20 protein-coding genes, 1 pseudogene and 1 riboswitch are annotated in these 22,025 nt (G+C 68.0%); of the genes and pseudogenes, 10 read left to right on the top strand and 11 right to left on the bottom strand.

Annotated features, from left to right (window positions below; genetic code table 11):
* Positions 1 to 13 precede the first annotated feature (13 nt).
* A complete protein-coding gene (locus V5F84_RS03715; RefSeq protein WP_394044003.1) occupies positions 14 to 751 on the top strand; it encodes a hypothetical protein in 738 nt (245 codons plus the stop codon).
* A 268-nt stretch (positions 752 to 1,019) separates the two neighbouring features.
* On the opposite strand, the gene V5F84_RS03710 is transcribed toward V5F84_RS03715, so the two are convergent.
* The 6 genes and pseudogenes from V5F84_RS03710 to aqpZ form a co-directional block, all read right to left on the bottom strand.
* On the bottom strand, positions 1,020 to 1,964 hold the full coding sequence (locus V5F84_RS03710; RefSeq protein ID WP_394044060.1) for a hypothetical protein: 945 nt from the start codon (positions 1,962 to 1,964) through the stop codon (positions 1,020 to 1,022).
* A gap of 153 nt (positions 1,965 to 2,117) precedes the next feature.
* Positions 2,118 to 2,222, bottom strand: a pseudogene (locus V5F84_RS03705) (hypothetical protein); the annotation flags it as partial.
* A gap of 176 nt (positions 2,223 to 2,398) precedes the next feature.
* Complete coding sequence (locus tag V5F84_RS03700; RefSeq protein WP_394044002.1) at positions 2,399 to 3,058, bottom strand: YoaK family protein; 660 nt, start codon at positions 3,056 to 3,058, stop codon at positions 2,399 to 2,401.
* Positions 3,059 to 3,148: 90 nt separating this feature from the next.
* Entirely contained in the window at positions 3,149 to 3,799 is a 651-nt protein-coding gene (gene purN / locus V5F84_RS03695) for a phosphoribosylglycinamide formyltransferase (protein WP_394044001.1), read from the bottom strand.
* Positions 3,799 to 4,881 (bottom strand): phosphoribosylformylglycinamidine cyclo-ligase, encoded by a 1,083-nt coding sequence (purM, locus tag V5F84_RS03690; protein ID WP_394044000.1) that lies wholly within the window; start codon positions 4,879 to 4,881, stop codon positions 3,799 to 3,801. Before purM ends, purN begins: the two co-directional genes overlap by 1 nt.
* Positions 4,882 to 5,117: 236 nt before the next feature.
* On the bottom strand, positions 5,118 to 5,807 hold the full coding sequence (aqpZ, locus tag V5F84_RS03685) for an aquaporin Z (protein ID WP_394043999.1): 690 nt from the start codon (positions 5,805 to 5,807) through the stop codon (positions 5,118 to 5,120).
* Between the two features lie 190 nt (positions 5,808 to 5,997).
* On the opposite strand from aqpZ, the gene V5F84_RS03680 reads away from it, so the two are divergent.
* Positions 5,998 to 8,388, top strand: a complete 2,391-nt coding sequence (locus V5F84_RS03680) for a carbohydrate-binding family V/XII (protein WP_394043998.1) — start codon at positions 5,998 to 6,000, stop codon at positions 8,386 to 8,388.
* 363 nt (positions 8,389 to 8,751) lie between these two features.
* Here the strand turns inward: V5F84_RS03680 and mdoH are convergent, their stop codons facing one another.
* A complete protein-coding gene (gene mdoH, locus V5F84_RS03675) occupies positions 8,752 to 10,542 on the bottom strand; it encodes a glucans biosynthesis glucosyltransferase MdoH (RefSeq protein ID WP_394043997.1) in 1,791 nt (596 codons plus the stop codon).
* Between the two features lie 114 nt (positions 10,543 to 10,656).
* Here mdoH and V5F84_RS03670 point away from each other — a divergent pair, with 114 nt between their 5' ends.
* Genes V5F84_RS03670 through V5F84_RS03655 form a run of 4 tightly spaced genes read left to right on the top strand, consistent with a single transcriptional unit; the run spans position 10,657 to position 14,053 of the window.
* Positions 10,657 to 11,676: a zinc-dependent alcohol dehydrogenase gene (locus V5F84_RS03670; protein WP_394043996.1), complete on the top strand. Its 1,020-nt coding sequence runs from the start codon at positions 10,657 to 10,659 to the stop codon at positions 11,674 to 11,676.
* 18 nt (positions 11,677 to 11,694) lie between these two features.
* Positions 11,695 to 12,099, top strand: coding sequence for a 6-pyruvoyl trahydropterin synthase family protein (locus V5F84_RS03665; protein WP_394043995.1), 405 nt, complete (start codon positions 11,695 to 11,697; stop codon positions 12,097 to 12,099).
* Positions 12,096 to 13,157, top strand: coding sequence for a glycosyltransferase family 4 protein (locus tag V5F84_RS03660; RefSeq protein WP_394043994.1), 1,062 nt, complete (start codon positions 12,096 to 12,098; stop codon positions 13,155 to 13,157). Before V5F84_RS03665 ends, V5F84_RS03660 begins: the two co-directional genes overlap by 4 nt.
* The gene (locus tag V5F84_RS03655; RefSeq protein WP_394043993.1) at positions 13,154 to 14,053 is read left to right on the top strand and encodes an SAM-dependent methyltransferase; all 900 of its coding nucleotides are present in this window, start codon (positions 13,154 to 13,156) and stop codon (positions 14,051 to 14,053) included. The genes V5F84_RS03660 and V5F84_RS03655 overlap by 4 nt, the downstream gene beginning before the upstream one ends.
* Here V5F84_RS03655 and V5F84_RS03650 read toward each other — a convergent pair.
* Together V5F84_RS03650 and V5F84_RS03645 are read right to left on the bottom strand one after the other, a co-directional pair.
* Positions 14,040 to 14,591 carry a cytochrome b gene (locus V5F84_RS03650; protein ID WP_394043992.1) on the bottom strand — a complete coding sequence of 184 codons (552 nt, stop codon included), beginning with the start codon at positions 14,589 to 14,591 and terminating at the stop codon, positions 14,040 to 14,042. The genes V5F84_RS03655 and V5F84_RS03650 overlap by 14 nt on opposite strands.
* A complete protein-coding gene (locus V5F84_RS03645) occupies positions 14,551 to 15,357 on the bottom strand; it encodes a RibD family protein (protein ID WP_394043991.1) in 807 nt (268 codons plus the stop codon). Before V5F84_RS03645 ends, V5F84_RS03650 begins: the two co-directional genes overlap by 41 nt.
* A gap of 236 nt (positions 15,358 to 15,593) precedes the next feature.
* Between V5F84_RS03645 and ribA the strand changes: the two genes are divergently transcribed.
* Positions 15,594 to 16,703, top strand: coding sequence for a GTP cyclohydrolase II RibA (gene ribA, locus V5F84_RS03640; protein ID WP_394043990.1), 1,110 nt, complete (start codon positions 15,594 to 15,596; stop codon positions 16,701 to 16,703).
* A gap of 176 nt (positions 16,704 to 16,879) precedes the next feature.
* Positions 16,880 to 17,629, top strand: coding sequence for an SDR family oxidoreductase (locus V5F84_RS03635; protein WP_394043989.1), 750 nt, complete (start codon positions 16,880 to 16,882; stop codon positions 17,627 to 17,629).
* A 77-nt stretch (positions 17,630 to 17,706) separates the two neighbouring features.
* On the opposite strand, the gene V5F84_RS03630 is transcribed toward V5F84_RS03635, so the two are convergent.
* Positions 17,707 to 18,552 carry an oxidoreductase gene (locus tag V5F84_RS03630; protein ID WP_394043988.1) on the bottom strand — a complete coding sequence of 282 codons (846 nt, stop codon included), beginning with the start codon at positions 18,550 to 18,552 and terminating at the stop codon, positions 17,707 to 17,709.
* A gap of 116 nt (positions 18,553 to 18,668) precedes the next feature.
* Positions 18,669 to 19,190, bottom strand: coding sequence for a MarR family winged helix-turn-helix transcriptional regulator (locus V5F84_RS03625; protein ID WP_394043987.1), 522 nt, complete (start codon positions 19,188 to 19,190; stop codon positions 18,669 to 18,671).
* Between the two features lie 126 nt (positions 19,191 to 19,316).
* Here V5F84_RS03625 and V5F84_RS03620 point away from each other — a divergent pair, with 126 nt between their 5' ends.
* A complete protein-coding gene (locus V5F84_RS03620; RefSeq protein WP_394043986.1) occupies positions 19,317 to 20,726 on the top strand; it encodes an MATE family efflux transporter in 1,410 nt (469 codons plus the stop codon).
* Between the two features lie 63 nt (positions 20,727 to 20,789).
* A complete protein-coding gene (gene panE / locus V5F84_RS03615; RefSeq protein WP_394043985.1) occupies positions 20,790 to 21,710 on the top strand; it encodes a 2-dehydropantoate 2-reductase in 921 nt (306 codons plus the stop codon).
* A gap of 46 nt (positions 21,711 to 21,756) precedes the next feature.
* A riboswitch (cobalamin riboswitch) is annotated at positions 21,757 to 21,966 on the top strand.
* The last annotated feature ends 59 nt before the right edge of the window (positions 21,967 to 22,025 follow it).

Raw genomic sequence — 22,025 nt, 5'->3', positions numbered from 1 at the left:
CCTTGATAGCTTCATGAGGCTCGGCATCAGCCTGAATGGCGTGATCATTCCTGGCCGTTCAATTGAGGGCGTGCTCGCTCGGCACGCATTGAGCCTCGTGATCTATAACGAGGGAGACGAGACGTTTAAAGTCTCGCTGCCTGGGTCTGCGACGGCCATCCATTATCGCGGCCATCACCTCTTGCTCGTCGCACAACACCAACTGGAAGGGGTCGATGAAAGTCGGGTGGGGATGCTGACAGATGACGGCAGCCGGGTCATCACATCAAGCGGCCGCCGAGGCTATCACCCAACCTTAGAAAGCGATGCAAACGACGTTGTCGCCTTCAATTTCACAGACCCAGTCGCAAATATTCCAGAGCTGAAGCCGCGATTTTTTGATCTGACCACAATACCCGCCCACTTCAAGGCAGACATTACGCTGGCAGCGCTTATTGTGGGTTTTCCATCTGCCGTGCAGGATTATGACCTTTATGAAAACAATCGCTTAGGCTTTTACCGTCTCCATGTTGCTTGCTTACCACATGAGGAACAGCCGACGGACAAAGCATTATTGCGGGTTACGCCAACGCGGGCATTAGAGATCAATCCAGACGGGATGAGCGGCGGGCCCGCATTCGTGATCCAGGACGCAGAGGGTGGGCCTCGCGCCTTTTTCGCTGGCATTGTCCTCCGGGCCGGTCGAGAGGATTTTTACGTGCTCAAGTCAGGAGCCATAGTCGCCTTTCTTGACAGCGTGTTGCCTTGGTAGGCTAACGATGTCCTCCAACAGTCCCCTCCCCCCACCCGCCCCATCCAAATCCCCGTCATCGCCAGCGCCAGCGTCACCACCAGGATCAGCAAGGCGTGGAACAGGCCGAAGGCGGTGACCGTCAGGGCGCCCAGCGCCACGTCAGCGGCCTACCCGGTGGCCCCGGTGGGGCGGGGCGGCGTTTCATGACAATCGGGTGGGGGTGGGGAAGGTGTGAGGGGGGAGGTGGAATTGGTTCACAGCTTCAAAAAAACCGCTAGGTACGAGTTTAACTGCGAGCAGAACTCCAGCTAACCGATCTTCGGGTGAGGTGTACGACTGCCCGCTTCGACACGTATTCAGAAATGAATTTTAAATGCTCTTCGGTAAATTCTTCACCTTCTTTGCACCCGCATTGTGCGCAAGCCTCTTTGAACCAATCTTCAATCATTAACCGCTGAGATAGATCTTGTCCACGAGCGATCAAGAAGCCAAGCCGGTCCATGGCAGGGTTCATATTGTCAAGATCTAGACTCCAGTCGGCCAAAATCCATTCTGCAGGCAGAACGGCCTTTTCGTCTTTATCTAGGCTAAAAACCTCATTTTGGAAAGGATTTGAGATAAGAGAGCACGCCCTTCTTGGAGGAGCCCCGGATGAAGACAGCAAAAATCGCCATCCGATTGCGCCATACAATCTAAAATATCCATATACGGCGCCATTTTTGTCACTTATTATTTGAATAATATTCGGATTTGTGCCGAATTCTGGCGGTGTTTCTAAAATATTTCGATAGTCTAATTTCACCAATACGGTTGGATCATTTGACTTATCTCCATTCCAAATAAAATTTCTGATTTGATCATACGAGGGCCGAGTGATCTCCTCGCTGCCGACGAGACGCGCCCATAGAACCAGAGCTGCTTTGGCCATAGACTGTTGTGATTGCCCTAGACCAAATTGCAAATCACCCTTAATTGATGGCGCGGGGACGATGGTATCGCTACGTGTGTGAGCTGAAAGAATGTCGGCTCGGATCGCCTCGATCACCTTTGGCTCGGAATAGCCTAATTTTTTAGCAACGGCACGAGCTGCGCTATTCATCAAATATTCAAGCTCTTTCTCATTACGAGCTGAAATTGAAATATTTACGTCATTATCTTTTACATTAACGTTGACCTGCTTGCCTTCGGAGCGCGGCTTAACACGCATCCCTGATTCAAGATTGAATGTCATTCCCTCGCTCTTGACTCCACGGATAGTGGGTGGCGCATCACCATTGCCAGAACGCAAGTGTCCAATACTTCTCAGCATGGCAACGCTATCGGCTAGATCGCGATCGGGCCCTCGCCCCATGCCCTCGTTACACTCAGAGCAAATAATATTTTTAACGGCCACCCTACCCCCAAGCGCATTTAGGAGGATATGCTCCGGCTTTGTCTCGCCTAAGATCGCGCGCAAACAAAGTATGCATTTTCTGTCTTTTTTTTGCATAATTTTTAAGCCGGCTTACAGAGACACTGCATCTAAAAAATATAGATGCACACCGATTGCCGCAGTCAAGAAAAGATACAGATGCGCCGTATTAAATATAGGTTGAGAGTCGCAGGGTAGGCAGGGACGTCGGTCCCGCCGGCCCAACCTCCCCTCACAAGAAACCGCACAGCCCCCTAAACCCACCCCCTCCAGATCCCCACCATCGCCACCGCCAGCGCCGCCACCAGGATCGCCAGCGCCTCGAACAGGCCGAAGGCGGTGACGGTCAGGGCGCCGAGCGCCACGCCGGCCACGAAGGTGAGCCAGGAGAGGCCGTAGATCGCGCATTCCATCGGCCGCACCCGGCCCTTGGCCGCCGCGACCAGGGATTGGCCGAAGCTGAACAGCGCCCCGGTCACGAAGCTCTTGCCCACGTCGGCCCCCTGCACCACCTGGTGCGCGGAATTCTGCATGCCCATGGCGATGGAGATCAGGAACAGCGGCGGCATCAGGCTGCCCGCCGCCACCAGGGCCAGCGCGCCGCACAGCAGGAGGATTTCAACCCCGAGCACCGCCAGCATGGGCCGGCGCACGGGGGCTTCCACCACCAGCGTGCCCGCCACCGCGCCGATCACGAACGCGCAGATCACCATGGCCGTGCCGAGCAGCACATGCAGGTTCAGCGCCGCGAGCGCGGTGCCGAGGCGGGTGGTGTTGCCGCTCATGAAGGAGAGATAGAGCCCGCCCGCCTGGGCATAGCCCACGGCGTCCACATAGCCCGCCGCCCCGGTCATCAGGGTCGCGAGCACCAGGGGATAGCGCGCGGCGCCCGGCTTCGACGGCGAGGATGTCATGCCAACCCGTTCCTTCCCGCACGCGCACGACGCGCAAGCGTCACGCCCCCGAGACGCGAGACGCCAGCGCACAGGACCCCGGCGCCGGCCTCACACCCGCGGGGCGATCAGCACGTCGAGCGGGGTGCGCGCGCCGGAAATGAGCGCGCGCTCGTCCTTCACCTGGATCCGCCCGCCGGCCAGCAGCGCCAGCCCGCGCGGATAGATGATGTGCTCCTGCGTCAGCACGCGCTCCGCCAGGGTCTGCGGCGTGTCGTCGGGCCGCACCGGCACCACCGCCTGGAGCACGATGGGTCCGTCGTCCATCTCCGGCCGCACCAGATGCACCGTGCAGCCGTGGAAGCGCACCCCGGCTTCCAGCGCGCGGGCGTGGGTGTCGAGACCCTTGAAGCTCGGCAGCAGCGAGGGGTGCACATTGATCATGCGGTCGCGCCAGCGCTCCACCAGCCAGGGGGTGAGAATGCGCATGAAGCCGGCAAGGCAGATGATCTCGATTCCCTCGATCCGCAAATGCGCGTCGAGCGCGGCGTCGAAGGCGATCCGATCGGCGAAATCGCGATGGCTCAGCACCATGGTGCGGATGCCGGCGGCCTCGGCGAATTGCAGGCCCGCCGCATCCGCCCGGTTGGAGACGACGAGGGCGATCTCGGCCGGGAAATCGGACGCCTCGGCGGCCTTCACCAGGGCCGCCATGTTGGAGCCCCGGCCGGAAATCAGGATGGCGACGCGTTTCTTGTGCATCAGGCGTCACCCACCGGCGCATCGAGCCCCAGCGTGCCGTCATAGACCACGTGGGCCGCGTCCGCGCCCGGCTCGATGACGCCGAGGCGGACCACGCTCTCGCCCATGTCGGCGAATGCGTCGGCGACCCGCTCGGCGTCCTCGGCCGCCACCACCACCGCCATGCCGATCCCGCAATTGAAGGCGCGGAGCATTTCCTCCGGCGCCACCCCGCCCGCCTGGGCGAGCCAGCGGAACACCGGCGGGACGATGAGATTGGAAAGGTCGATGCGCGCGATGGTGCCCTTCGGCAGCACGCGCGGCAGGTTCTCGGTGATGCCGCCGCCGGTGATATGGGCGAGCGCCTTCACCGCATGGGTCTGGCGGATGACGCCCAGCACGCTGCGCACATAGAGCCGGGTCGGCTCCAGCAGGGCCACGCCGAGGTCGACGCCGGGCGCGAACGGCGCCTCCACGTCGAAGGCGAGGCCCGCGCGCTCGACGATCCGGCGCACCAGGGAATAGCCGTTGGAATGAATGCCGGAGGAGGCCAGGCCGAGAATCACGTCGTCCGGCCCCACGTCCGGGCGGGGCAGCACGGCGGAACGCTCCACCGCGCCCACCGAAAAGCCGGCGAGGTCGTAGTCGCCTTCCGAATACATGCCCGGCATCTCGGCGGTCTCCCCGCCGATGAGCGCGCATCCCGCTTCCTTGCAAGCGCGCGCCACGCCGGCGACGATCTGCGCGCCGACATCCGGGGTGAGATGGCCGGTGGCGAAATAATCCAGGAAGAACAGGGGCTCGGCGCCCTGCACCACCAGATCGTTCACGCACATGGCGACGAGATCGATGCCGATCGTGTCGTGCTTGCCGGTTTCGATGGCGATCTTCAGCTTGGTGCCCACGCCGTCGGTGGTGGCGACCAGCAGCGGATCGAGGAAACCGGCGCGCTTGAGATCGAACAGGCCGCCGAAACCGCCGATGTCGGCATCGGCGCCGGGCCGGGCGGTGGCCTTGACCAGCGGCTTGATGAGATCGACGAGCCGGTTTCCGGCATCGATATCGACCCCGGCGTCGCGATAATTGAGACCGTCCTGAGCCATTCTATCCTCACGCTTTCAGCGGGCTTAGCCGCGAACCGCGCGGGTGGCAAGGCTCTGGCGCGCCATGGCGGTGCATGGCACATGGGCGCCGACGGCACCCCTGTAGGACGCGCACATGGCAGGCCGGCACGCGGGTACGGCGCGCAAAGGCGCGCGACAAAGGCCCGTGTTGGGAACGGGCGCGCGCGCCCGGTGGCGGGCGAAGGAGCGATCGCCGCCCGCGGGTGCGCCCGGCCTCAGTCTTCCAGCACGCGCAGGCGAAACAGCAATCCCGCCAGCATCGCGCCGATGGGCGGCACGACGATGAACAGCCAGAGCTGCGCCAGCGCCTTGCCGCCGACAAACAGCGCCGGGCCGATGCTGCGCGCCGGATTGACCGACACGCCGGTCACCGGGATGAGCACGATGTGGATCATCACCAGGGACAGGCCGATGGCGAGGCCGGCCGCCTGGGTGATTCCCGCCCGCGAGGTGGAGCCGAGGATGACCACCAGAAAGATGAAGCTTCCCACCAGCTCGGCCGCCACCGCCGCGCCGAGCCCGTAGCCTCCGAGATAGCCTTCGCCCCAGCCGTTCTGGCCAAGCCCCTCGGTTTCGGCATCGAAGCCGGTGAGCCGGCCGGAGGCGATGGCATAGAGGATGCCGGCGCCGAGAATCCCGCCGAGGACCTGGGCGATGATATATTTCGGCACCTCGATCGCCGGCAGCCGCCCGGCGGCCCACACGCCCAGCGTCACGGCGGGATTGATGTGACAGCCGGACACATGGCCGATGCCATAGGCCATGGAGGTGACGGCGAGGCCGAACGCGAAGGCGACCGCGAGGAGACCCACATGGTTGCCCCCCGCCCCGGTCACCACCGCAGCGCCACAGCCGAAAAGCACGAGCGTTGCCGTGCCGAGACATTCCGCGACGTATCTTTTCACGTTGCCTTCTCCCTGCCCGGATGCTGCACGCATCCCCCGCCGCACCTGAGGCGCGGCGACGCACCACATTAGCGGTCCGTTTTTGCGCACCCGTCAAGCTTGCGGGTGGATCCCGCCGCGGCTGACGAAAGCAATCGGAAATGCTAGGTCTTGGCCATTGGGGCGGGCAATTCGGGAAGAGGAAACGCTAATGCTGAAAGTGCGGCTCAAGGGCACCAGCGCGATCGCCGCGCTGACCATCGCGTCCATGCTCTCTGCGCCCTTTGCCTATGGCCAGCAGCCGCCGGCCCAGCAGCAGACCGAGGCGGCGCCGGGCGCCGGCCTCGCCTGGCCGCGCGATTTCGACGTGGGCGACAGCCGGCTGGAGCTCTACCAGCCGCAGATCAACAGCTGGGACGGCAACAAGATCGGCGGCCGCGCCGCCGTCGCCATCGGCCCCAAGGATGGCGCGCCGACCTATGGCTTCGCCGATTTCACCGCCACCACCACCGTGGACAAGGCGGAGGGCCTGGTCCATCTCGACAATATCGCCATCGCCAAGGTGGAGGTGCCGACCGCCCCCGAGAAGGTCGCCGCGATCCAGGAGGCGCTCACCAAGCGCCTGCCGCCGAACGGCATCACCGTGGCGCTGGACCATCTCCAGGCGAGCTACGCCGTCAACCAGAAGATCGCCGCGCTGAAGACCCAGCCGGTGGAGAACACCCCGCCGCGCATCGTCTTCACCGACACGCTCACCGTGCTGGTGCTGATCTCCGGCGATCCCGACCTGAAGCCGGTGGACGGGGCGAAGGGCTTCCAGCGCGTCATCAACACGCGGCCCCTGATGCTGCGCGACGACAAGGGCGTCTATCATCTCCAGGCGGCCGGCACCTGGTATGAGACCAGCAGCCTCGACAGCACCTGGGTGGTGACGCCCCAGCCCGCGAGCGCGCTCCAGAACGCGGCCAAGATCGCCGCCAAGCAGAATGCGCCCGACCCGCTGCTGGCGCAGGACGGCAAGCCGATCACCCCGCCCCCGGCGATCTATGTCTCGGCCACCCCCACCGAGCTGGTGCAGACCAACGGCCAGCCGCAGATGCTCCCGGTCGCCGGCACCGGCCTGCTCTCCATGAGCAATGCCGACCATGCGGTGTTCATGGACCCGACCAACAATGCCTATTACGTGCTGATCTCGGGCCGCTGGTTCCGCGCCACCGATCTGCGCGGACCCTGGGCGTTCGTCGCCTCCGACGCGCTGCCGGCGGACTTCGCGAAGATCTCGCCGCAGGACCCGAAGGCCAATGTGCTGGTCTCGGTGGCGGGAACCCCGCAGGCCAAGGAAGCGGCCATCGCCGCCACCATTCCCCAGACCGCCACCGTCAAGCGCTCCACCAGCGGCAGCGTCACCTACCAGGGCGCGCCGCAGTTCGCGCCGATCACCGGCACCAGCCTGCAATATGCGGTCAACACGCCGCTGCCGGTGATCCAGGTCAGCTCCAACCGCTTCTACATGGTCTCGCAGGGCGTGTGGTTCGTCTCCGCCTCGCCCACCGGCCCCTGGCGCGTGGCCGACGCGGTGCCGGACGTGATCTATACGATCCCGGTCTCCTCGCCCGTGCATTATGTGACCTATGTGCGGATCTATTCGGTGCAGCCGGAGACAGTCGTGGTCGGCTACACCCCCGGCTATATGGGCGTGATGGTCGCGCCCGGCGGCACCGTGGTCTATGGCAGCGGCTATTATTGCACCGGCTATGCCGGGGCCACCTGGTGGTATGGCTGCCCGGCGACCTATGGCTATGGCGCCGGCTTCGCGCTCGGCGCCACCGTGGGCTTCGGCTTCGGCTTCGCCGCCGGCTGGGCCTGGGGCGCCGCCGTGAACCCCTATTGGGGCCCCTATTGGGGCGCCGGCCCGTGGGGCGGCCATTGGGGCTATACCAATCTCAACTACACCAACATGTACGGCCGCTGGGGCGGCGACGCGGTGGTGGCCCATTCCTGGGGCGTGACCGCCAACGGCACCGCCTGGTCCTCGCGCGCCTGGTCCGGCACCACGGCCCGCGGCACCGACTTCGCCGGCCGCTCGGCGGCGGCGTTCAATCCCTATACCGGCAATTACGGCGCCACCCGCGACAATTCCCGCTACAATCCCGCCACCGGGGCGCGCGGCCAGTCCAGCGCCACCGTCACCGGCAATGCCTATACCGGCAACAAGGAAGCGACGCGCGAATCCACCGGGGTCAATCCCACCGCCGGCACGGCCCACGCCTCCACCACCTCGGTCAGCCGCGAGGACGGGCATGTGGACGTGGACAGCAAGGGCGTCGCCACCAACCAGCGCACCGGCAACACGGTGGGCTGGAACAACGGCAACGTCTATGCGGACCATGACGGCAACGTCTACCAGCACTCGGACACCGGCTGGAACAAGGCCACATCGTCCGGCTGGCAGTCGGTGGACCACAATGCCGCGCCCGCGAACCTCGACCAGGAGCGCCAGGCGCGCCAGTGGAGCAACGAGCGGGTGAATGCCGGCGCCGACCGCTTCGGCGGCGGCTATGGCGGCGGCGCGCGCTTCGGCGGCGGCGGCTTCCGGCGCTGACATTCGCACGTCGACAGACCGCTTGAGACGATCGCGGGCGCCCCTCGGGGCGCCCGTTTCTATCCCGCCGCCCGACAGCGGCCGGCACGGATCGCGATGCGAGCCTGCAATGTCCCTGCGCCCCTATCTGGAGTTCATCGCCGATCAGCGCGAACGCCGCGCCAGCTGAACGGTCGCGGCGTTCGGGGCCGGCCGGCGCGAACCGGATTCATTCATGGCGAAGATCTCGGCCGAATTTGCAGTGTCATCGGCCGAAACGGCGCGGAGAGGCGTCACGAAACCGCTGTTCGTCTGCGCTAAGTCCATGTTTCACGTGAAACATTTTCGGCGTCCCCGGCCTTTTCCAGCGATGCGGCAAGAGCTTCAGGCCGCCGCGCGGCGCCGCGCCGGAGCCTGTGGGACAAGGGCCGAGAAGACCGCCGGCGGGGCTGCTTCCTCCGGCGTCGCGCACAGCCGCCGGGCCGCGAGCCAGGCGCCGAAGCGCGGATCGGCGGTTAACACCGCGAACGGAATCGCCAGCCAGCAGCCGGCGATCAGCGGCGCGGTCCACAGCAGCAGCACTGGCGCCGTCAGCGCCATGGCGAGCGCCACCCCAAGCCCGAACACCGTGGGAAACCACAGCGCGCGCGCCGCCACGCGCCAGGACAGGGCATGGGCGTCGCGCGCCTGCCCGTTCCACACGCCGTGCACATGGCCGAAGGCGAGCAGCGCCAGGAAGCGGGTGGTGGACAGCGCCATGATGGGCGCGAGCAGGAAGGCGAACGCCAGTTCCGCCAGCGCCGAAGCCGCGAACCGCCCCGCTCCGCCATAGCGCGCGACGCCGCCCGCCGTGAGCGCCACGTCCGCCAGCCCGGCGAGCTTCGGCGACAGGGAGAGGAACAGCAGGCCGAGATAAAGCCCCGCCGTTCCCGCCCCGACCTCGGGCGAGGCATCCCCCGCCGCGAACGGCAGCAGCGCCAGCGCCAGCGGCACCGCCGGCATGGCGGCGAACATCAGGATCGCCCACAAAAGCTGGAACCGGCTCATGGGCGGCAGGCCCGGCAGGGAGAGCAGGCGGGTGTATTGCAGATTGCCCAGGCACCAGCGCAGGTCGCGGGCCATGAAATCCAGCAAAGTGGGGGGATTTTCCTCGAAGCTCTCCCCCTCCACCGGCACCACCCGCACCTCGTAGCCGGCCCGGCGCATGAGCACGGCTTCTACCTGGTCGTGGGAGAGGATCGGCCCGCCCAGCGGCGGTTCTCCGGGCAAGAGCGGCAGTTCGCAATGGAGCGTGAAGGGCTGCACCCGGATCAACGCATTGTGCCCCCAGAACGGGCCGCAATCGCCCGCCCACCATGTGGCGCCGAGCGTGTAGCAGCGCATGCCGTGTCGCATGCCGAACTGGAACAGGCGCGCGAACCCGCTGGCGCTGGGCAGGCCCACCACGAGGCTTTGAAGGATGCCGATGCGCGGGTTCGCCTCCAGGGTCCGCACCAGGTCGAGCACCGCCGGCGCTCCCATCAGGCTGTCCGCATCGAGCGGCAGCATGAAGTCATAGGCGCCGCCCCAGGTGAGGCAGAAGTCCCGCACATTGCCGGCCTTGAAGCCGGTGTTCACCGGCCGGCGGCGATAGAGGATGCCGCCGCCCTCTTCCGCCTGCCAGCGGGCCACCGCCTCTTCCTCCGCCCGCGCCACGTCGGCGCGATTGGTGTCGCTCAGCAGGAAATAACCGAACTGGCCGCCGAAGCCGGTGGCGTCGAGCCCGGTTTTCACCGCACGCAAACGTGAAAGAGCCCGTTCGGGATCTTCGTTGCGGAGCGTCATAAGAATGGCGGTGCGCGTGGAGACGGGGGCATCGCGCATGCGGCCCAGAAACGGCGCCGCCTGCATCACGCCGTCACGGCGCGCGTGCAGAAGGAAAAGACCGACCGCCGCATTCCAGAAACCAATCGCATTCCAGGGCGTTGCGACCAGGACGCAGGCCAGCAGCACCAGATCGACCGCCCGCCAGCCGTTCTGCGCCGCGAGCCGGCCCGCCAGCAGGGCGACAAGCGCCAGGGTGGCGAGATTGAGGGCCAGCATGGTCAGGCGGCGGCGACGCATCGCCCGCGGGTGCGCGGAGGTGACGGCCGGGAGGTCGGCGCACAAGGCGGAAGGCTCTGGCCGGACGTTCATGAAGGCTCCGGTGGATGGAATGGATCAAGGCGGGGAGTCGGCGGGATTGCGATGAGGAAACAACGAGCTGCGCACCAAAGCCAGGAACAAGCTCGCGAGCGGGCCGGAGATATCATGGGCGTGGACCCTGTCGATCACACCGAAAAGACGGCCCCTCCCGAAGCCGAGGCCCAGGCGCTGTGGTACGTCGCTCCGCGCTGCGCGCGCCTCAGGAGCGAAGCCTTGCGCCCGCGCGAACGGGACGAGCTTCTCATCACCACCTCCTGGAGCGCCGTGAGCCGGGGCACCGAGCGCCTGATCTATGACGGCCTGACCGATCCGGTGCATCGCGGCTGCATGCGCGCCCCCATGCAGGCCGGCGAATTTCCTTTCCCGGTCAAATACGGCTATTGCGCGGTCGGCCGCGTCGCCGCCGGCCCGGCCCCCTTGCTCGGCCGCGACATATTCGCCCTGCATCCCCACCAGGACCGGTTCCTGATCGCCGCCGACAAGGCGATGCTGGTGCCGCGCGATGTGCCCGCCCGCCGCGCCACCCTCGCCGCCAATATGGAAACCGCGCTGAACGCCCTGTGGGACAGCGGCGCCGGCGCGGGCGACCGCATCGTGGTGGTGGGCGCGGGCCTCGTGGGATTGCTGATCGTCTATCTCGCCGCCCGGCTTCCGGGCGCGGACGTCACCGCCCTCGACCCGTGCGAACAGCGCCGCGCGATCGTCGAATCCTTCGGGGCGCGGTTTTCCGCCTCTCCCGCCCCCATTGCCGAGGCGGACGTGGTGTTCCATGCCAGCGCCACGTCCGAAGGGCTCGCCGCCGCCATCGGCTGCTGCGGCCATTCGGCCACCCTCGTGGAAGTGAGCTGGTATGGCGACAAGCCGGTGACCGTGGAACTGGGCGGGCCGTTCCATGCCAAGCGGCTGCGGCTGCTCTCCTCGCAGGTGGGCGCGGTGCCGCCGGAGCGCCAGCCGCGCTGGACCTTGAAGCGGCGCCTCGCCAAGGCCCTGGATCTGCTCGCCGACCCCCGGCTGGACGCGCTGATCACCGACGAGGTGGCCTTCGCCGACCTGCCCCAATCCCTCGACCGCATCCTCGGCGCCCGCCCCGATGCGGTGGCGACCGTGGTGCGCTATAGCGCCTGAACGGCTAGGAATTTTCCCATGTATGCAGTGGAAGTGCGCGATCACATCATGATCGCCCATAGTTTCAAGGGCGACCTGTTCGGCCCGGCCCAGGCGCTGCACGGCGCCACCTTCGTGGTGGATGTCGCCTTCTTCAGCCGCGAGCTGACGGCGGAGGGCGTCGTGGTCGACATCGGCCGCGCCCTCGATGCGCTCAAAGCGGTGCTCGGCCCCCTCACCTATCGCAATCTCGACGACCTGCCGGACTTCGCCGGGCGCAACACCACGACCGAGGTGCTGTGCCGCCACATCTTCGACCGCATGGCGGACGCGGCGCGCACCGGCGCCCTGGGCACGGGCGGCGATGCGCTGGCCAAGCTGCGGGTGACGCTGCATGAATCCCATGTGGCCCGGGCCTGGTTCGAGGGCGATATCGCCGCATGATTGCGGCCGCCTTCGCGATCCCCGGCGCCCTCGATCTGCCGACCGGCGGCTATGCCTATGACCGCGCGGTGCTGAGCCGCTTTCCGATGGACGGCCTGTCCCTCGCGCATCTCGCCCTGCCGGCCGGCTTTCCCGCGCCGAGCGAAGCGCAGGTCCGCGAGGCGCTGGCCGCCCTCGCCGCCACCGCGCCGCAGACCCTGCTGCTGATCGATGGCCTCGCCCTCGGCGCCCTGCCGGCGGAGGGGCTCGCGGCGCTCGACCGGCGCATCGTCGCCCTGATCCACCATCCGTTCTCCCTGGAGGCCGGCCTTTCGGCCGAAGAGCGCGCGCGTCTTGCGGCCAGCGAACGCGCGGCCCTCGCTCGATGCGTCCACGTGGTGGCGACCAGCCCCGCCACTGGCCGTACCCTGATCCGCGATTTCGGCGTCGATCCCGCGCGCCTGACCATCGCGCCGCCTGGCTCCGCGCCGGTCGCGCGAGCCCCGGCGGACGGGAGCCCGGCGCGCCTCCTGGCCGTGGGCTCGCTCATCCCGCGCAAGGGATACGACGTGCTGATCGCGGCGCTTGGCCAGTTGAAGAGCTTCGCCTGGAGCCTCACCATCATCGGCAGCCTCGACCTGCACCCCGCGACGGCGGCCCAGGTGCGCGCGCTCATCGCCGCCCATGGCCTGGACGCGCGCATCACCCTTGCCGGGGCCCGGCCGGCGGAAGATCTAGCGCAGGCGTTTGCCGGCTGCGACCTGTTCGTCCACCCCTCGCTGTACGAGGGCTACGGCATGGTGCTGGCGGAAGCGATGCGCCATGGCCTGCCCATGATCTGCACCACCGGCGGCGCGGCGAACGAGACCGTGCCGGATCGCGCCGCGCTGAAGGTGCCACCGGGGGACGCGGAGTCCCTCGCCGGCGCCCTGCGCATCTGCCTGCTGTCTCCGAAGGAGCGCCGGCGCCTCGCCGATGCCGCCTTCGCCGCCGGGCAGAAGCTGCCCGGCTGGGACGACACCGCGCATCTCATCGCCGGCGCACTCGTACGTGCCGCAGCGCTGGAGACCTTGCCATGACAGGATTTTCCGCCCAATGGCTCGCCTTGCGCGAGCCTGCGGACATCGCCGCGCGGCATGTCGCGCTGGCCGCCGACCTCGCGTTGCGCCTGGCCCGGCAGGCGGGCGGCGCGGATCGCGAGCAGCGCATCGTCGATCTCGGTGCCGGCACCGGCTCCAATCTGCGCGCGACGGCGCCCCTGCTCGGCCCGCGCCAGAGCTGGCGCCTGCTGGACCACGACCCCGCCTTGCTCGACGAAGCCCGCGCCGCCCTGGCGGCCTGGGGTGCAGAACGGGGCATGTCCGCACATGTGGCGGGCGACCGGCTGGTTCTGGAAGGACCGCAGCGGCACATCGCCATCGCCTTCGCCGAGGCCGACCTCGCCGCGGATCCCGCGGTCGGCCTCGATTCCATCGGGGAGGACGCGCCGCATCTCGTGACGGCCTCGGCCTTCTTCGACCTCGTCTCCGCCGCGTGGATTCAACGGTTCGCCGGGCAGGTCGCGCAACGGGACGCGCTGTTCTACACGGTGCTCACCTGCGATGGCCGCGATGCCTGGCATCCCGGCCATGCGGCCGATGGCGAGATCGCCCGCGCCTTCCAGGCCCATCAGGCGCGCGACAAGGGCTTCGGCCCGGCCGCGGGTCCGCAGGCCAGCGCTTTGCTGGCCCAAGCCTTCCGGGCGCAGGGCTATGGGACGCGGGAGGAAAGCAGCCCCTGGCGGCTCGGCCCGGGCGAGCTTCAGCTGATCGCCGCCCTTGCGGAGGGCACGGCCGGTGCGGCGGCGCAGACCGGGCTGCTGGCGGAGGAGACCGTCTCCGCCTGGTTGAACGCGCGCCGGCACGCGAATTGCGAGATCGGCCATGCCGACCTGCTCGCCTGGCCGCTTGAGGCGCGCCCGCTCAGCTCCGGCTGAGCTGCGGCAGCATGCGCGAGAGCACCCCGTCGCGCCGGATGATGCCGTGGTAAAGGCCGGCGAGAATGTGGAGCGCCACAAGCGCGGCGGTGGCATAGCCGAGATATTGGTGCGCGCTGTTCAACAGGTCGGACAGGCCGTCATTCTTCGGCGCGATGGCCGGCAGCGTGAACAGGCCGAACACGCTCACCGCCGAACCATAGGCGGACGAACCCGCCCAGCCGAGCAGCGGCATCACGAAGATCAGCACATAGAGCAGGTGATGCACGCCGTTGGAGGCCGCCCATTGCCAATCCGGCAGGCCGGGCGGGCGCGGCGGCTTGCCGTTCGCCACCCGCACGGCCACCCGCAGCACCGCGAGGCACAGGATGGTGAAGCCGATGGAGCGGTGCAGGTCGAACAGGCGGTCCTGCGCCGGTCCGTCCGGCAGGCGCAGCATGATGAAGCCGAACGGAATGACCAGCAGCACCGCCGCCGCGGTGAGCCAGTGTATCCACCTAGCCGGCGGAGAATAAGGAATGACCTGCGGCTCGCTCATGGTCGCGCGTCCCGTCCTCATGGGGGGAGCGGCCATCCCCCGTGCCGGTTTCCACATCTCGGGCGCCCCCGGCCGCTGGCAGGCGCAGATCGCACGCAAACAGCACGTCGCCGTCGGGAAAAACCTCGACCCGGCTCGCCGGTCGCAGCGCATCCTTCAGCGCGGCGATGGGCGCCAGCTCGAGGCCCGCACGGCCGGACCCGAGAATGACCGCAGACACCAGCACATGGAAGCCGTCCATGCAGCCCGCATCGAGAAATGACGACAATGTGCGCGTGCCCCCTTCCACCAGCACGCGGAACAGGCCCTGACCCCGCAACGCCTCCAGGATCGCCTCCGGCGTCATGCGCCCCGCCGCGTCGGCGGCCACCGCCACCGCTTCGACGCCGGGAGGAAGCGCGCCGGTCACGCCCGGGCGCCGCAACACCAGCCGGCGCGCCCCGTCGGCGCCGAGACACCGGGCGGCGGGATCGAGCCGGCCCGAGGGATCGATGATCACGCGGGCGGGGTTCTTGCCCGGCACGCGGCGCACGTTCAGCAGCGGGTCGTCGGCGGCTATCGTGCCGACCCCCACCAGCACCGCGTCGGCGCTCGCCCGCAGCCGGTGCAGATGGTCCAGCGCATACCCGCCGCTGATGTATTTGGATTCGCCTGAAACCGTGGCGATACGCCCGTCCAGCGATTGGCCGAGCTGGCCGATCACGAGGGAGCGATCCGCGCATTGCGCGCTCGCGCTCAGGCTCAGGAATGGGTCATAGTTCTGCATCGCCCTCGACTTAGCATAAACGGGCGCCGCCGGATGCAGGGGCCGGCGCGGCGCACGGCACGATCACGCCGGGTGGGGGTGGGCTGGGAACGCAACGGCAGCGGCACCGTTTGGTGACGAAGGCCACGCACGGGCGTCCGCATGGAACGGATGCGGCGAGGTGCGCGGGGCCTGATGGCACGACGGGGCTTGCAGAAACGCGGCCGTGGCACATGTTAGTGGGTGAAGAGGCTGTAATGTCCCCTAGTCTGAATATTCTCGGTCGCGCCGATCCGCGTATCACCGCCGTGGAACGCGCAATCTCCGAACTGCGGTCCGGTCGTCCGGTCCTGTTGTCGCAGGGCGGGGATCGCGCGCTTGTGATCGGTGCCGAAGCCTTCGACGCGTCCCTGGCCGCCGCTTTCGCCGAACACGTCAACGGCATCGGGCGCCTCGTGCTGCCCGGTCCGCGCCTCTCCCGCCTGGGCTGCCCGCGCGATGAGGACGGGTCGATCGCCCTGCCGCAGATGGACCCGGAGCGGGTCGGCTTGCTCACGCTCAAGGTGGATGCGCGCGTCGATGCCCCGGTGGCGCCGGCGACCGCGCTCGACCTTGCCGCGCTCGATCTGCTCGGCCTTGCCCTGGTGCTGCCGGCGGCGGTGGTCGCGCCCAGCGACGGGGCCGGGCTCGAACAGGTGCTGCGGGTGGACGGTGCCGATATCGCCGCCTTTCGTGCCGACCAGGCCGCGCGCCTCACCATCGTCGGCCGCGCGCCGGTGCCCCTGGAAGGCGCGCCGGAAACGGAATTCGTGGTGTTTCGCGGCGGCGAGGGCCTGCGCGACCAGGTGGCGATCATCGTCGGCAAGCCGGACCTCTCCCAGGCGGTGCCGGTGCGCCTGCATTCGGCCTGCCTCACGGGCGACCTGTTCGGCAGCCTGAAATGCGATTGCGGCGACCAGTTGCGCGATACGGTCCAGCGCATGGCGCGCGGGGCGGGCGGCGTGTTGCTCTATCTCGACCAGGAAGGGCGCGGCAACGGCATCGCCAACAAGATGCGCGCCTACAAGCTCCAGTCCGAGGGCTACGACACCTATGACGCCGACGCCGTGCTCGGCTTCGGGCTCGACCAGCGGCGCTTCGACTTTGCCGCCGAGATGCTGCGGCAGCTCGGGGTGACGGCGGTGCAGCTCATCACCAACAATCCGCAGAAGATCGCCGCCTTGAAGGCCGCCGGGCTGGACGTGGTGGCGGAACAGCGGGTGCTCGGGCGCCCGACGCTGGAGAATGTGCGCTACCTCGCCTCCAAACGCGACCGCGCCGGCCATTATATCGATTTCGAAGTGCTCGCCGCCCGCGCGCCCGATTGAGCGCGGGCGCGGGGTACCGCGCGGCAGGTCAAATCAAAACGATTGAAATCTCCTCCCGCTTGGGCTTTCCATGGCGGGCCACTCTTCGCACGGCATAAGGTCCGCGCGCCGGCGCACCCTGGGCCCGCCCCAGGGACGGCGGGAAGAGAATAGAGAACACTCGGGAGAGAGACTTCATGACCGCCACCAAGATCGCCCTTGTCACCGGCGCCGGCTCCGGCGTCGGCCGCGCCGTCGCGCTTGCCCTGGCCGCCGCGGGCTATAGCCTCGCGCTCGCCGGCCGGCGCCGCGAGGCGTTGGAGGCCACCGCCTCCGCGCTCGGCGACGCGCCCTCGCTGGTGGTGCCGACGGACGTGACCGACCCTGCCTCCGTCGCCGCCTTGTTCGCGGCGGTGAAGGAGGCCTATGGCCGGCTCGACCTGCTGTTCAACAATGCCGGCACCGGCGCTCCCGGCGTGCCGATGGAGGATCTCACCTACGAGCAATGGCGCACGGTGGTGGATACCAACCTCACCGGCCCGTTCCTGTGCACCCAGCAGGCGATCCGCATCATGAAGGCGCAGACTCCCATGGGCGGGCGGATCATCAACAATGGATCGATCTCGGCCCACACGCCCCGGCCCAATTCTGCGCCCTACACCTCCACCAAGCACGCCATCGCCGGGCTCACGAAATCCACCTCGCTGGATGGCCGCGCCTTTGACATCGCCTGCGGCCAGATCGACATCGGCAATGCCGACACCGAAATGGCCCAGCGCATCAAGAACGGCATCATCCAGGCGGACGGCTCCATGAAGCCGGAGCCGATGATCGACGCCAAGCATGTGGCGGACGCGGTGGTCTACATGGCGAGCCTGCCGCTGAGCGCGAACGTGCAGACCATCACCGTGATGGCCACCAAGATGCCGTTCGTCGGGCGCGGCTGAGCCCCGACACAGACCACCAGGCGGCCCCGTCCCCTACTTCGAAGGCGAGGAGGGGACGGACCGCAGGGCCCGCTTGCTTACTCCCGGAAATCCGTATCGGCCGCCACGTGCTCCCAGGCATCGAGGTCGGTCGCCACGCGGGCGAGCTTGGCGCGGATGTTGCGGTGGGCATCCGGCCCGAGGGCGAGGCGCAACGGCGGCTTCTGTGCATCGACCGCCTGGAGAATGACGGCGACGCCCCGACGCGGATCGCCCGGCTGCGCGCCGGCGCGGGTGGGAACCGCCGTGCGCACCGCGCCCACCGTCGCCTCATAGGCGTCAATCCGGTCCGCCGCGAACGCGATGGAGCGGCCGAGGAAATCGGTACGGAAGGCGCCGGGCTCCACCAGGATCACGCAGATGCCAAGCGGCTCCAGCTCGGCGGCGAGCGCCTCGGAGAGGCCCTCCACGGCAAATTTGGTGGCGCTGTAATAGCCATAGCCGGCGCGCGACTGGAGCCCGAGGTTCGACGAGAACTGCACGATGCGTCCCCCCGTGCCCTGGCGCATCAGCGGCAGTGCAGCGCGCGTCATCTCGATGAGGCCGAACACATTGGCATCGAACAGCGCGCGATATTCCTCCGGCGCCGCCTCCTCCACCGCGCCGAGAAAGCCATAGCCGGCGTTGTTCACCAGCACGTCCAGCGCACCGAAGGCCGCCTGCGTGGCCGCCACCGCCGCCGCCGCATCGCCGGCATGGGTGACGTCGAGCTTCGCCGTGCGCGCGGTTTCCGGATAGCGGGCGGCGAGGTCCGCGAGCTTTCCGGGATCGCGCGCCGTCAGCATCACGCGGTCGCCGCGCGCGAGGGCGGCTTCCGCGAGCACGCGGCCGAAACCGGCGGAGCAGCCGGTGATGAGCCAGGTCCGGAAGGGGGATTTCGTCATGGGCGCAGTCTCGGTTCGGGCGGGAACGGCTCCCTTAGAAGTACGCGCGCACCGCCGCGTCAAATCACGTTGCCATGTCGGCCCCCGGACGAACCCGATGCGGCCCGCACGGACGCCTATTCGCGGGGTTCGCGGCCGGCGAATGCGGCGGCGAATTCCGGCGAGGCGATGCGCTCCAGCGACGCGCGCAGCGCCGCCGCCTCGGCGGCCCCGAACACTGCCTCGAAGCGCGCCTGCGCCTGTGCCCACAATGCCATGGAGGCATCGAGCTTCGCCTTGCCGAGCGGCGTCAGGGCCACCCGGCGGCTGCGCTTGTCCTGTTCATCCGGCACCAGGGCGATCAGGCCGTCGCGTTCCAGCGGCTTGAGATTGTGCCCGAGCGCCGAGCGGTCGAGCACCAGGGCGGCGGACAGTTCGCCCATGGTGGGCGTTCCCGCCCGCGCCACATGGATGAGCACCGAGCGCTGGGTCCCCTTCAGGCCGCACGGCGCCAGGACGGAATCATAGAGCTGCGACACGCGCCGCGTGGCCTTGCGCAAGGCCGTGCCGTTGCAGCGCCCGGCATTGGGATAAGCCCCGGTCGGCGCGGGGTTTGGCGCGCATCCTGTCTGTGCCGACGACGTCTTGCGCCCTGCCATTCCTGAGCTCCTCACGGGGCCGTCAATTGACGAATACTCGCATATGCCACTATTTTCAAATTTATGGGCATATGCCCATAAATCAAGGCGACGCGCGCCCCTTCGCCCGGCGCACGGGAACCCGACATGCTGAAAACCTTGTCACCTCCGACCCGCGCCGCGTTCCCCGCGCCGGCCCCGATTGCCGCTCCGCCCGCCATGTCGGCGCGCACCCGCGCGCTCCTGGAGGCCCCGGTGGTGCCGCTGCTCGCGCGGCTGGCGTGGCCCAACATCCTGGTCATGCTCGCCCAATCGAGCACCGGCCTGATCGAAATGGCGTTCATCGCCCGGCTCGGCATCGACGCGCTCACCGGCATGGCGCTGGTGCTTCCGGTCTTGATCCTGATGCAGAACATGTCCCAGGGCGCCATGGGCGGGGGCATCTCCTCCGCCATCGCCCGCGCCCTCGGCGGCCAGCGCCGGGCCGAAGCCGACAGCCTGGTGCTGCACGCGCTGCTGATCAATGCCGGATTCGGCCTGACCTTCTCCGCGCTCGTCCTTCTGTTCGGCCACCATCTGTTTGCCCTGCTCGGCGGCAGCGGCCCGTCCCTGGAGGCGGCGATCACCTATTCGCGCATCCTGTTCGCCGGCATGGTGCTGCTCTGGGTGTTCAATGCGCTGGCGAGCATCATCCGCGGCACCGGCAACATGCTGGTGCCCGGGATCGTCATCTGCGGCGGCGCTATCCTGTTGGCGCCGCTCTCCTATGTGCTGATCCTCGGATCAGGCCCGATTCCCGCTTTCGGCATCGCCGGCGGGGCGATCGCCATGGTGCTTTATTATGCCATCGGCACCGCGATCCTGGGCTGGTACGTCGCCAGCGGCCGCAATGTGGCGCGCTTCGCCTGGACCCGCCTGCACCTGCCCTATGCCTGGAACATCCTGAAAGTGGGCGCGGTGGCGGCGGTGAACACGGTCCAGCTGAACGTGACGATCGCCGTCACCATGGCCCTGGTCGCGGCCCATGCGGGGCCGGGCGCGGTGGCCGGCTTCGGCACCGGCACCCGACTCGAATATCTGCTGCCGCCCCTCGCCTTCGGCCTCGGCGCGCCGCTGGTGGCACTGGTGGGCACCAATATCGGCGCCGGACAGAACCGGCGGGCGCTGCGCATCGCCCTGATCGGCGGCGGCTTCGCCTTTGCGCTGACGGAAGCCGTGGGGATCGCCGCCGCGATCTGGCCGGAGGCATGGCTGCGCCTGTTCGACGCGACGCCGGAAATGCTGGCGGTGGGAACGGTGTATCTGCGCATCGTCGGGCCGTTCTTCGGCTTCTTCGGGCTCGGCATGACCCTTTATTTCGCGTCCCAGGGCGCGGGCCGGCTCGGCTGGCCGCTCCTCGCCAGCCTGCTGCGGATGATCATCGCGACCGTCGGCGGCGCGCTGGTGCTTGCGGCCACCGGCTCCCTGCTCTGGCTGTTCGCGGTCTATGCCTTCGGGCTGTTAGCCTATGGTGCCGTGGTCGGCGTCTCCGTCGCCTCGGGTTCCTGGTTTCGCTGAAGGCATTATTTTCACGGTTTCACCCTGATCGCGCCCCACCGGGCCGGTTCATCGGAGCACATGATGCGCATTCTCGTGGTTGGTGCCGGCGCGACCGGCGGCTATTTCGGCGGTCGCCTCGCGCAGGCGGGACGGGACGTGACCTTCCTGGTCCGCCCGAGCCGCGCGGCGCGCCTGCGCGAGCGCGGGCTTGAGATCGTCAGCCCTCACGGCGGTGCGACGCTTCACCCCGCCATCGTGACTGCCGATGAGATCGCCCGGCCCTATGACCTCGTCCTGCTCTCGGTGAAGGCGTTCGCCCTCGATGCGGCGCTGGCCGACGTCGCTCCGGCCATCGGACCCGATACCATGATCCTGCCGGTGCTCAACGGCATGAGGCACCTGGATGTGCTCGCCGCGCGCTTCGGGGCGGAACGGCTGCTCGGCGGCGTCTGCAAGATCATGGGCCGGATCGATGAGGAGGGGCGCATCGTGCAGATGAGCCCGCTGCACGAACTGACCTATGGCGAAACCGACGGCACGCGCTCGCCGCGCATCACCGCCCTGGACGCAGTGATGCAGGGCGCCGGCTTCGACGCCCGCCTCTCGGACACCATCCTGCTCGACATGTGGGAGAAATGGGTCTTCCTCGCGAGCCTCGGCGCCACCACCTGCCTGATGCGCGGCAGCATCGGGGACGTGGCCGCCGCGGGCGGCAAGGCCGTCGCGCTCGCCATCGTCGGCGAATGCGCCGCCATCGCGCAGGCGGCGGGATACGGCCCGCGTCCCGCCTTCCTCGCCTGGACACAGGCGCAGCTGACGGCGGACGGCTCGCCCATGACCTCCTCCCTGTATCGCGACCTGAGCCAGGGCTATCCGGTGGAAGCCGACCAGATCATCGGCGACCTCGCCGCGCGCGCCCGGGCGTTCGCGCTTCCGGTGCCGCTGCTGGAGGCGGTTGGCGTTGCGCTGAAGCTGTACGAGAACCGGCGCGCGCCGGGCTGAGGCGCACAGCCCGGCCCATGCCGCTTGACGGTCCGAGCGCCCTGCGTCTACGGTTACGGCGACGGTTCCCCTTGGGGATCAAAAGGGAACGCGGTGAGTCGGCGCCTGGAAACAAGCGCTGGTCGAAGCCGCGGCTGCCCCCGCAACTGTAAGCGGCGAGTCCATCGTCATCAGCCACTGGGCCTTTGGCCTGGGAAGGCGACGATACGGACGCTGACCCGCGAGCCAGGAGACCTGCCGTCAGCCGTGGTCACGCGCGAGCACATTGGGCGGGGTGTCCTGATGGTGGTTGTTCCCTGCGGCGCTTGCGTCGCG

This window comes from Roseixanthobacter liquoris (assembly GCF_043195135.2).
In the GTDB taxonomy this organism is placed as follows: Bacteria; Pseudomonadota; Alphaproteobacteria; order Rhizobiales; family Xanthobacteraceae; genus NCEH01.
This window is presented reverse-complemented; position numbering and strand designations above follow the sequence as displayed.

What these genes read in the sequence shown, in the direction of transcription:
- V5F84_RS03700 (WP_394044002.1), bottom strand. Translation starts at nt 3,058, where the DNA reads ATGACATCCTCGCCGTCGAAGCCGGGCGCCGCGCGCTATCCCCTGGTG.
- panE (WP_394043985.1), top strand. Translation starts at nt 20,790, where the DNA reads ATGCGCATTCTCGTGGTTGGTGCCGGCGCGACCGGCGGCTATTTCGGC.
- V5F84_RS03715 (WP_394044003.1), top strand. Translation starts at nt 14, where the DNA reads ATGAGGCTCGGCATCAGCCTGAATGGCGTGATCATTCCTGGCCGTTCA.
- purM (WP_394044000.1), bottom strand. Translation starts at nt 4,881, where the DNA reads ATGGCTCAGGACGGTCTCAATTATCGCGACGCCGGGGTCGATATCGAT.
- V5F84_RS03645 (WP_394043991.1), bottom strand. Translation starts at nt 15,357, where the DNA reads ATGCAGAACTATGACCCATTCCTGAGCCTGAGCGCGAGCGCGCAATGC.
- V5F84_RS03650 (WP_394043992.1), bottom strand. Translation starts at nt 14,591, where the DNA reads ATGAGCGAGCCGCAGGTCATTCCTTATTCTCCGCCGGCTAGGTGGATA.
- V5F84_RS03710 (WP_394044060.1), bottom strand. Translation starts at nt 1,964, where the DNA reads ATGACATTCAATCTTGAATCAGGGATGCGTGTTAAGCCGCGCTCCGAA.
- V5F84_RS03655 (WP_394043993.1), top strand. Translation starts at nt 13,154, where the DNA reads ATGACAGGATTTTCCGCCCAATGGCTCGCCTTGCGCGAGCCTGCGGAC.
- V5F84_RS03680 (WP_394043998.1), top strand. Translation starts at nt 5,998, where the DNA reads ATGCTGAAAGTGCGGCTCAAGGGCACCAGCGCGATCGCCGCGCTGACC.
- V5F84_RS03625 (WP_394043987.1), bottom strand. Translation starts at nt 19,190, where the DNA reads ATGGCAGGGCGCAAGACGTCGTCGGCACAGACAGGATGCGCGCCAAAC.
- V5F84_RS03630 (WP_394043988.1), bottom strand. Translation starts at nt 18,552, where the DNA reads ATGACGAAATCCCCCTTCCGGACCTGGCTCATCACCGGCTGCTCCGCC.
- V5F84_RS03665 (WP_394043995.1), top strand. Translation starts at nt 11,695, where the DNA reads ATGTATGCAGTGGAAGTGCGCGATCACATCATGATCGCCCATAGTTTC.
- V5F84_RS03620 (WP_394043986.1), top strand. Translation starts at nt 19,317, where the DNA reads ATGCTGAAAACCTTGTCACCTCCGACCCGCGCCGCGTTCCCCGCGCCG.
- V5F84_RS03635 (WP_394043989.1), top strand. Translation starts at nt 16,880, where the DNA reads ATGACCGCCACCAAGATCGCCCTTGTCACCGGCGCCGGCTCCGGCGTC.
- purN (WP_394044001.1), bottom strand. Translation starts at nt 3,799, where the DNA reads ATGCACAAGAAACGCGTCGCCATCCTGATTTCCGGCCGGGGCTCCAAC.
- ribA (WP_394043990.1), top strand. Translation starts at nt 15,594, where the DNA reads ATGTCCCCTAGTCTGAATATTCTCGGTCGCGCCGATCCGCGTATCACC.
- V5F84_RS03660 (WP_394043994.1), top strand. Translation starts at nt 12,096, where the DNA reads ATGATTGCGGCCGCCTTCGCGATCCCCGGCGCCCTCGATCTGCCGACC.
- mdoH (WP_394043997.1), bottom strand. Translation starts at nt 10,542, where the DNA reads ATGAACGTCCGGCCAGAGCCTTCCGCCTTGTGCGCCGACCTCCCGGCC.
- V5F84_RS03670 (WP_394043996.1), top strand. Translation starts at nt 10,657, where the DNA reads ATGGGCGTGGACCCTGTCGATCACACCGAAAAGACGGCCCCTCCCGAA.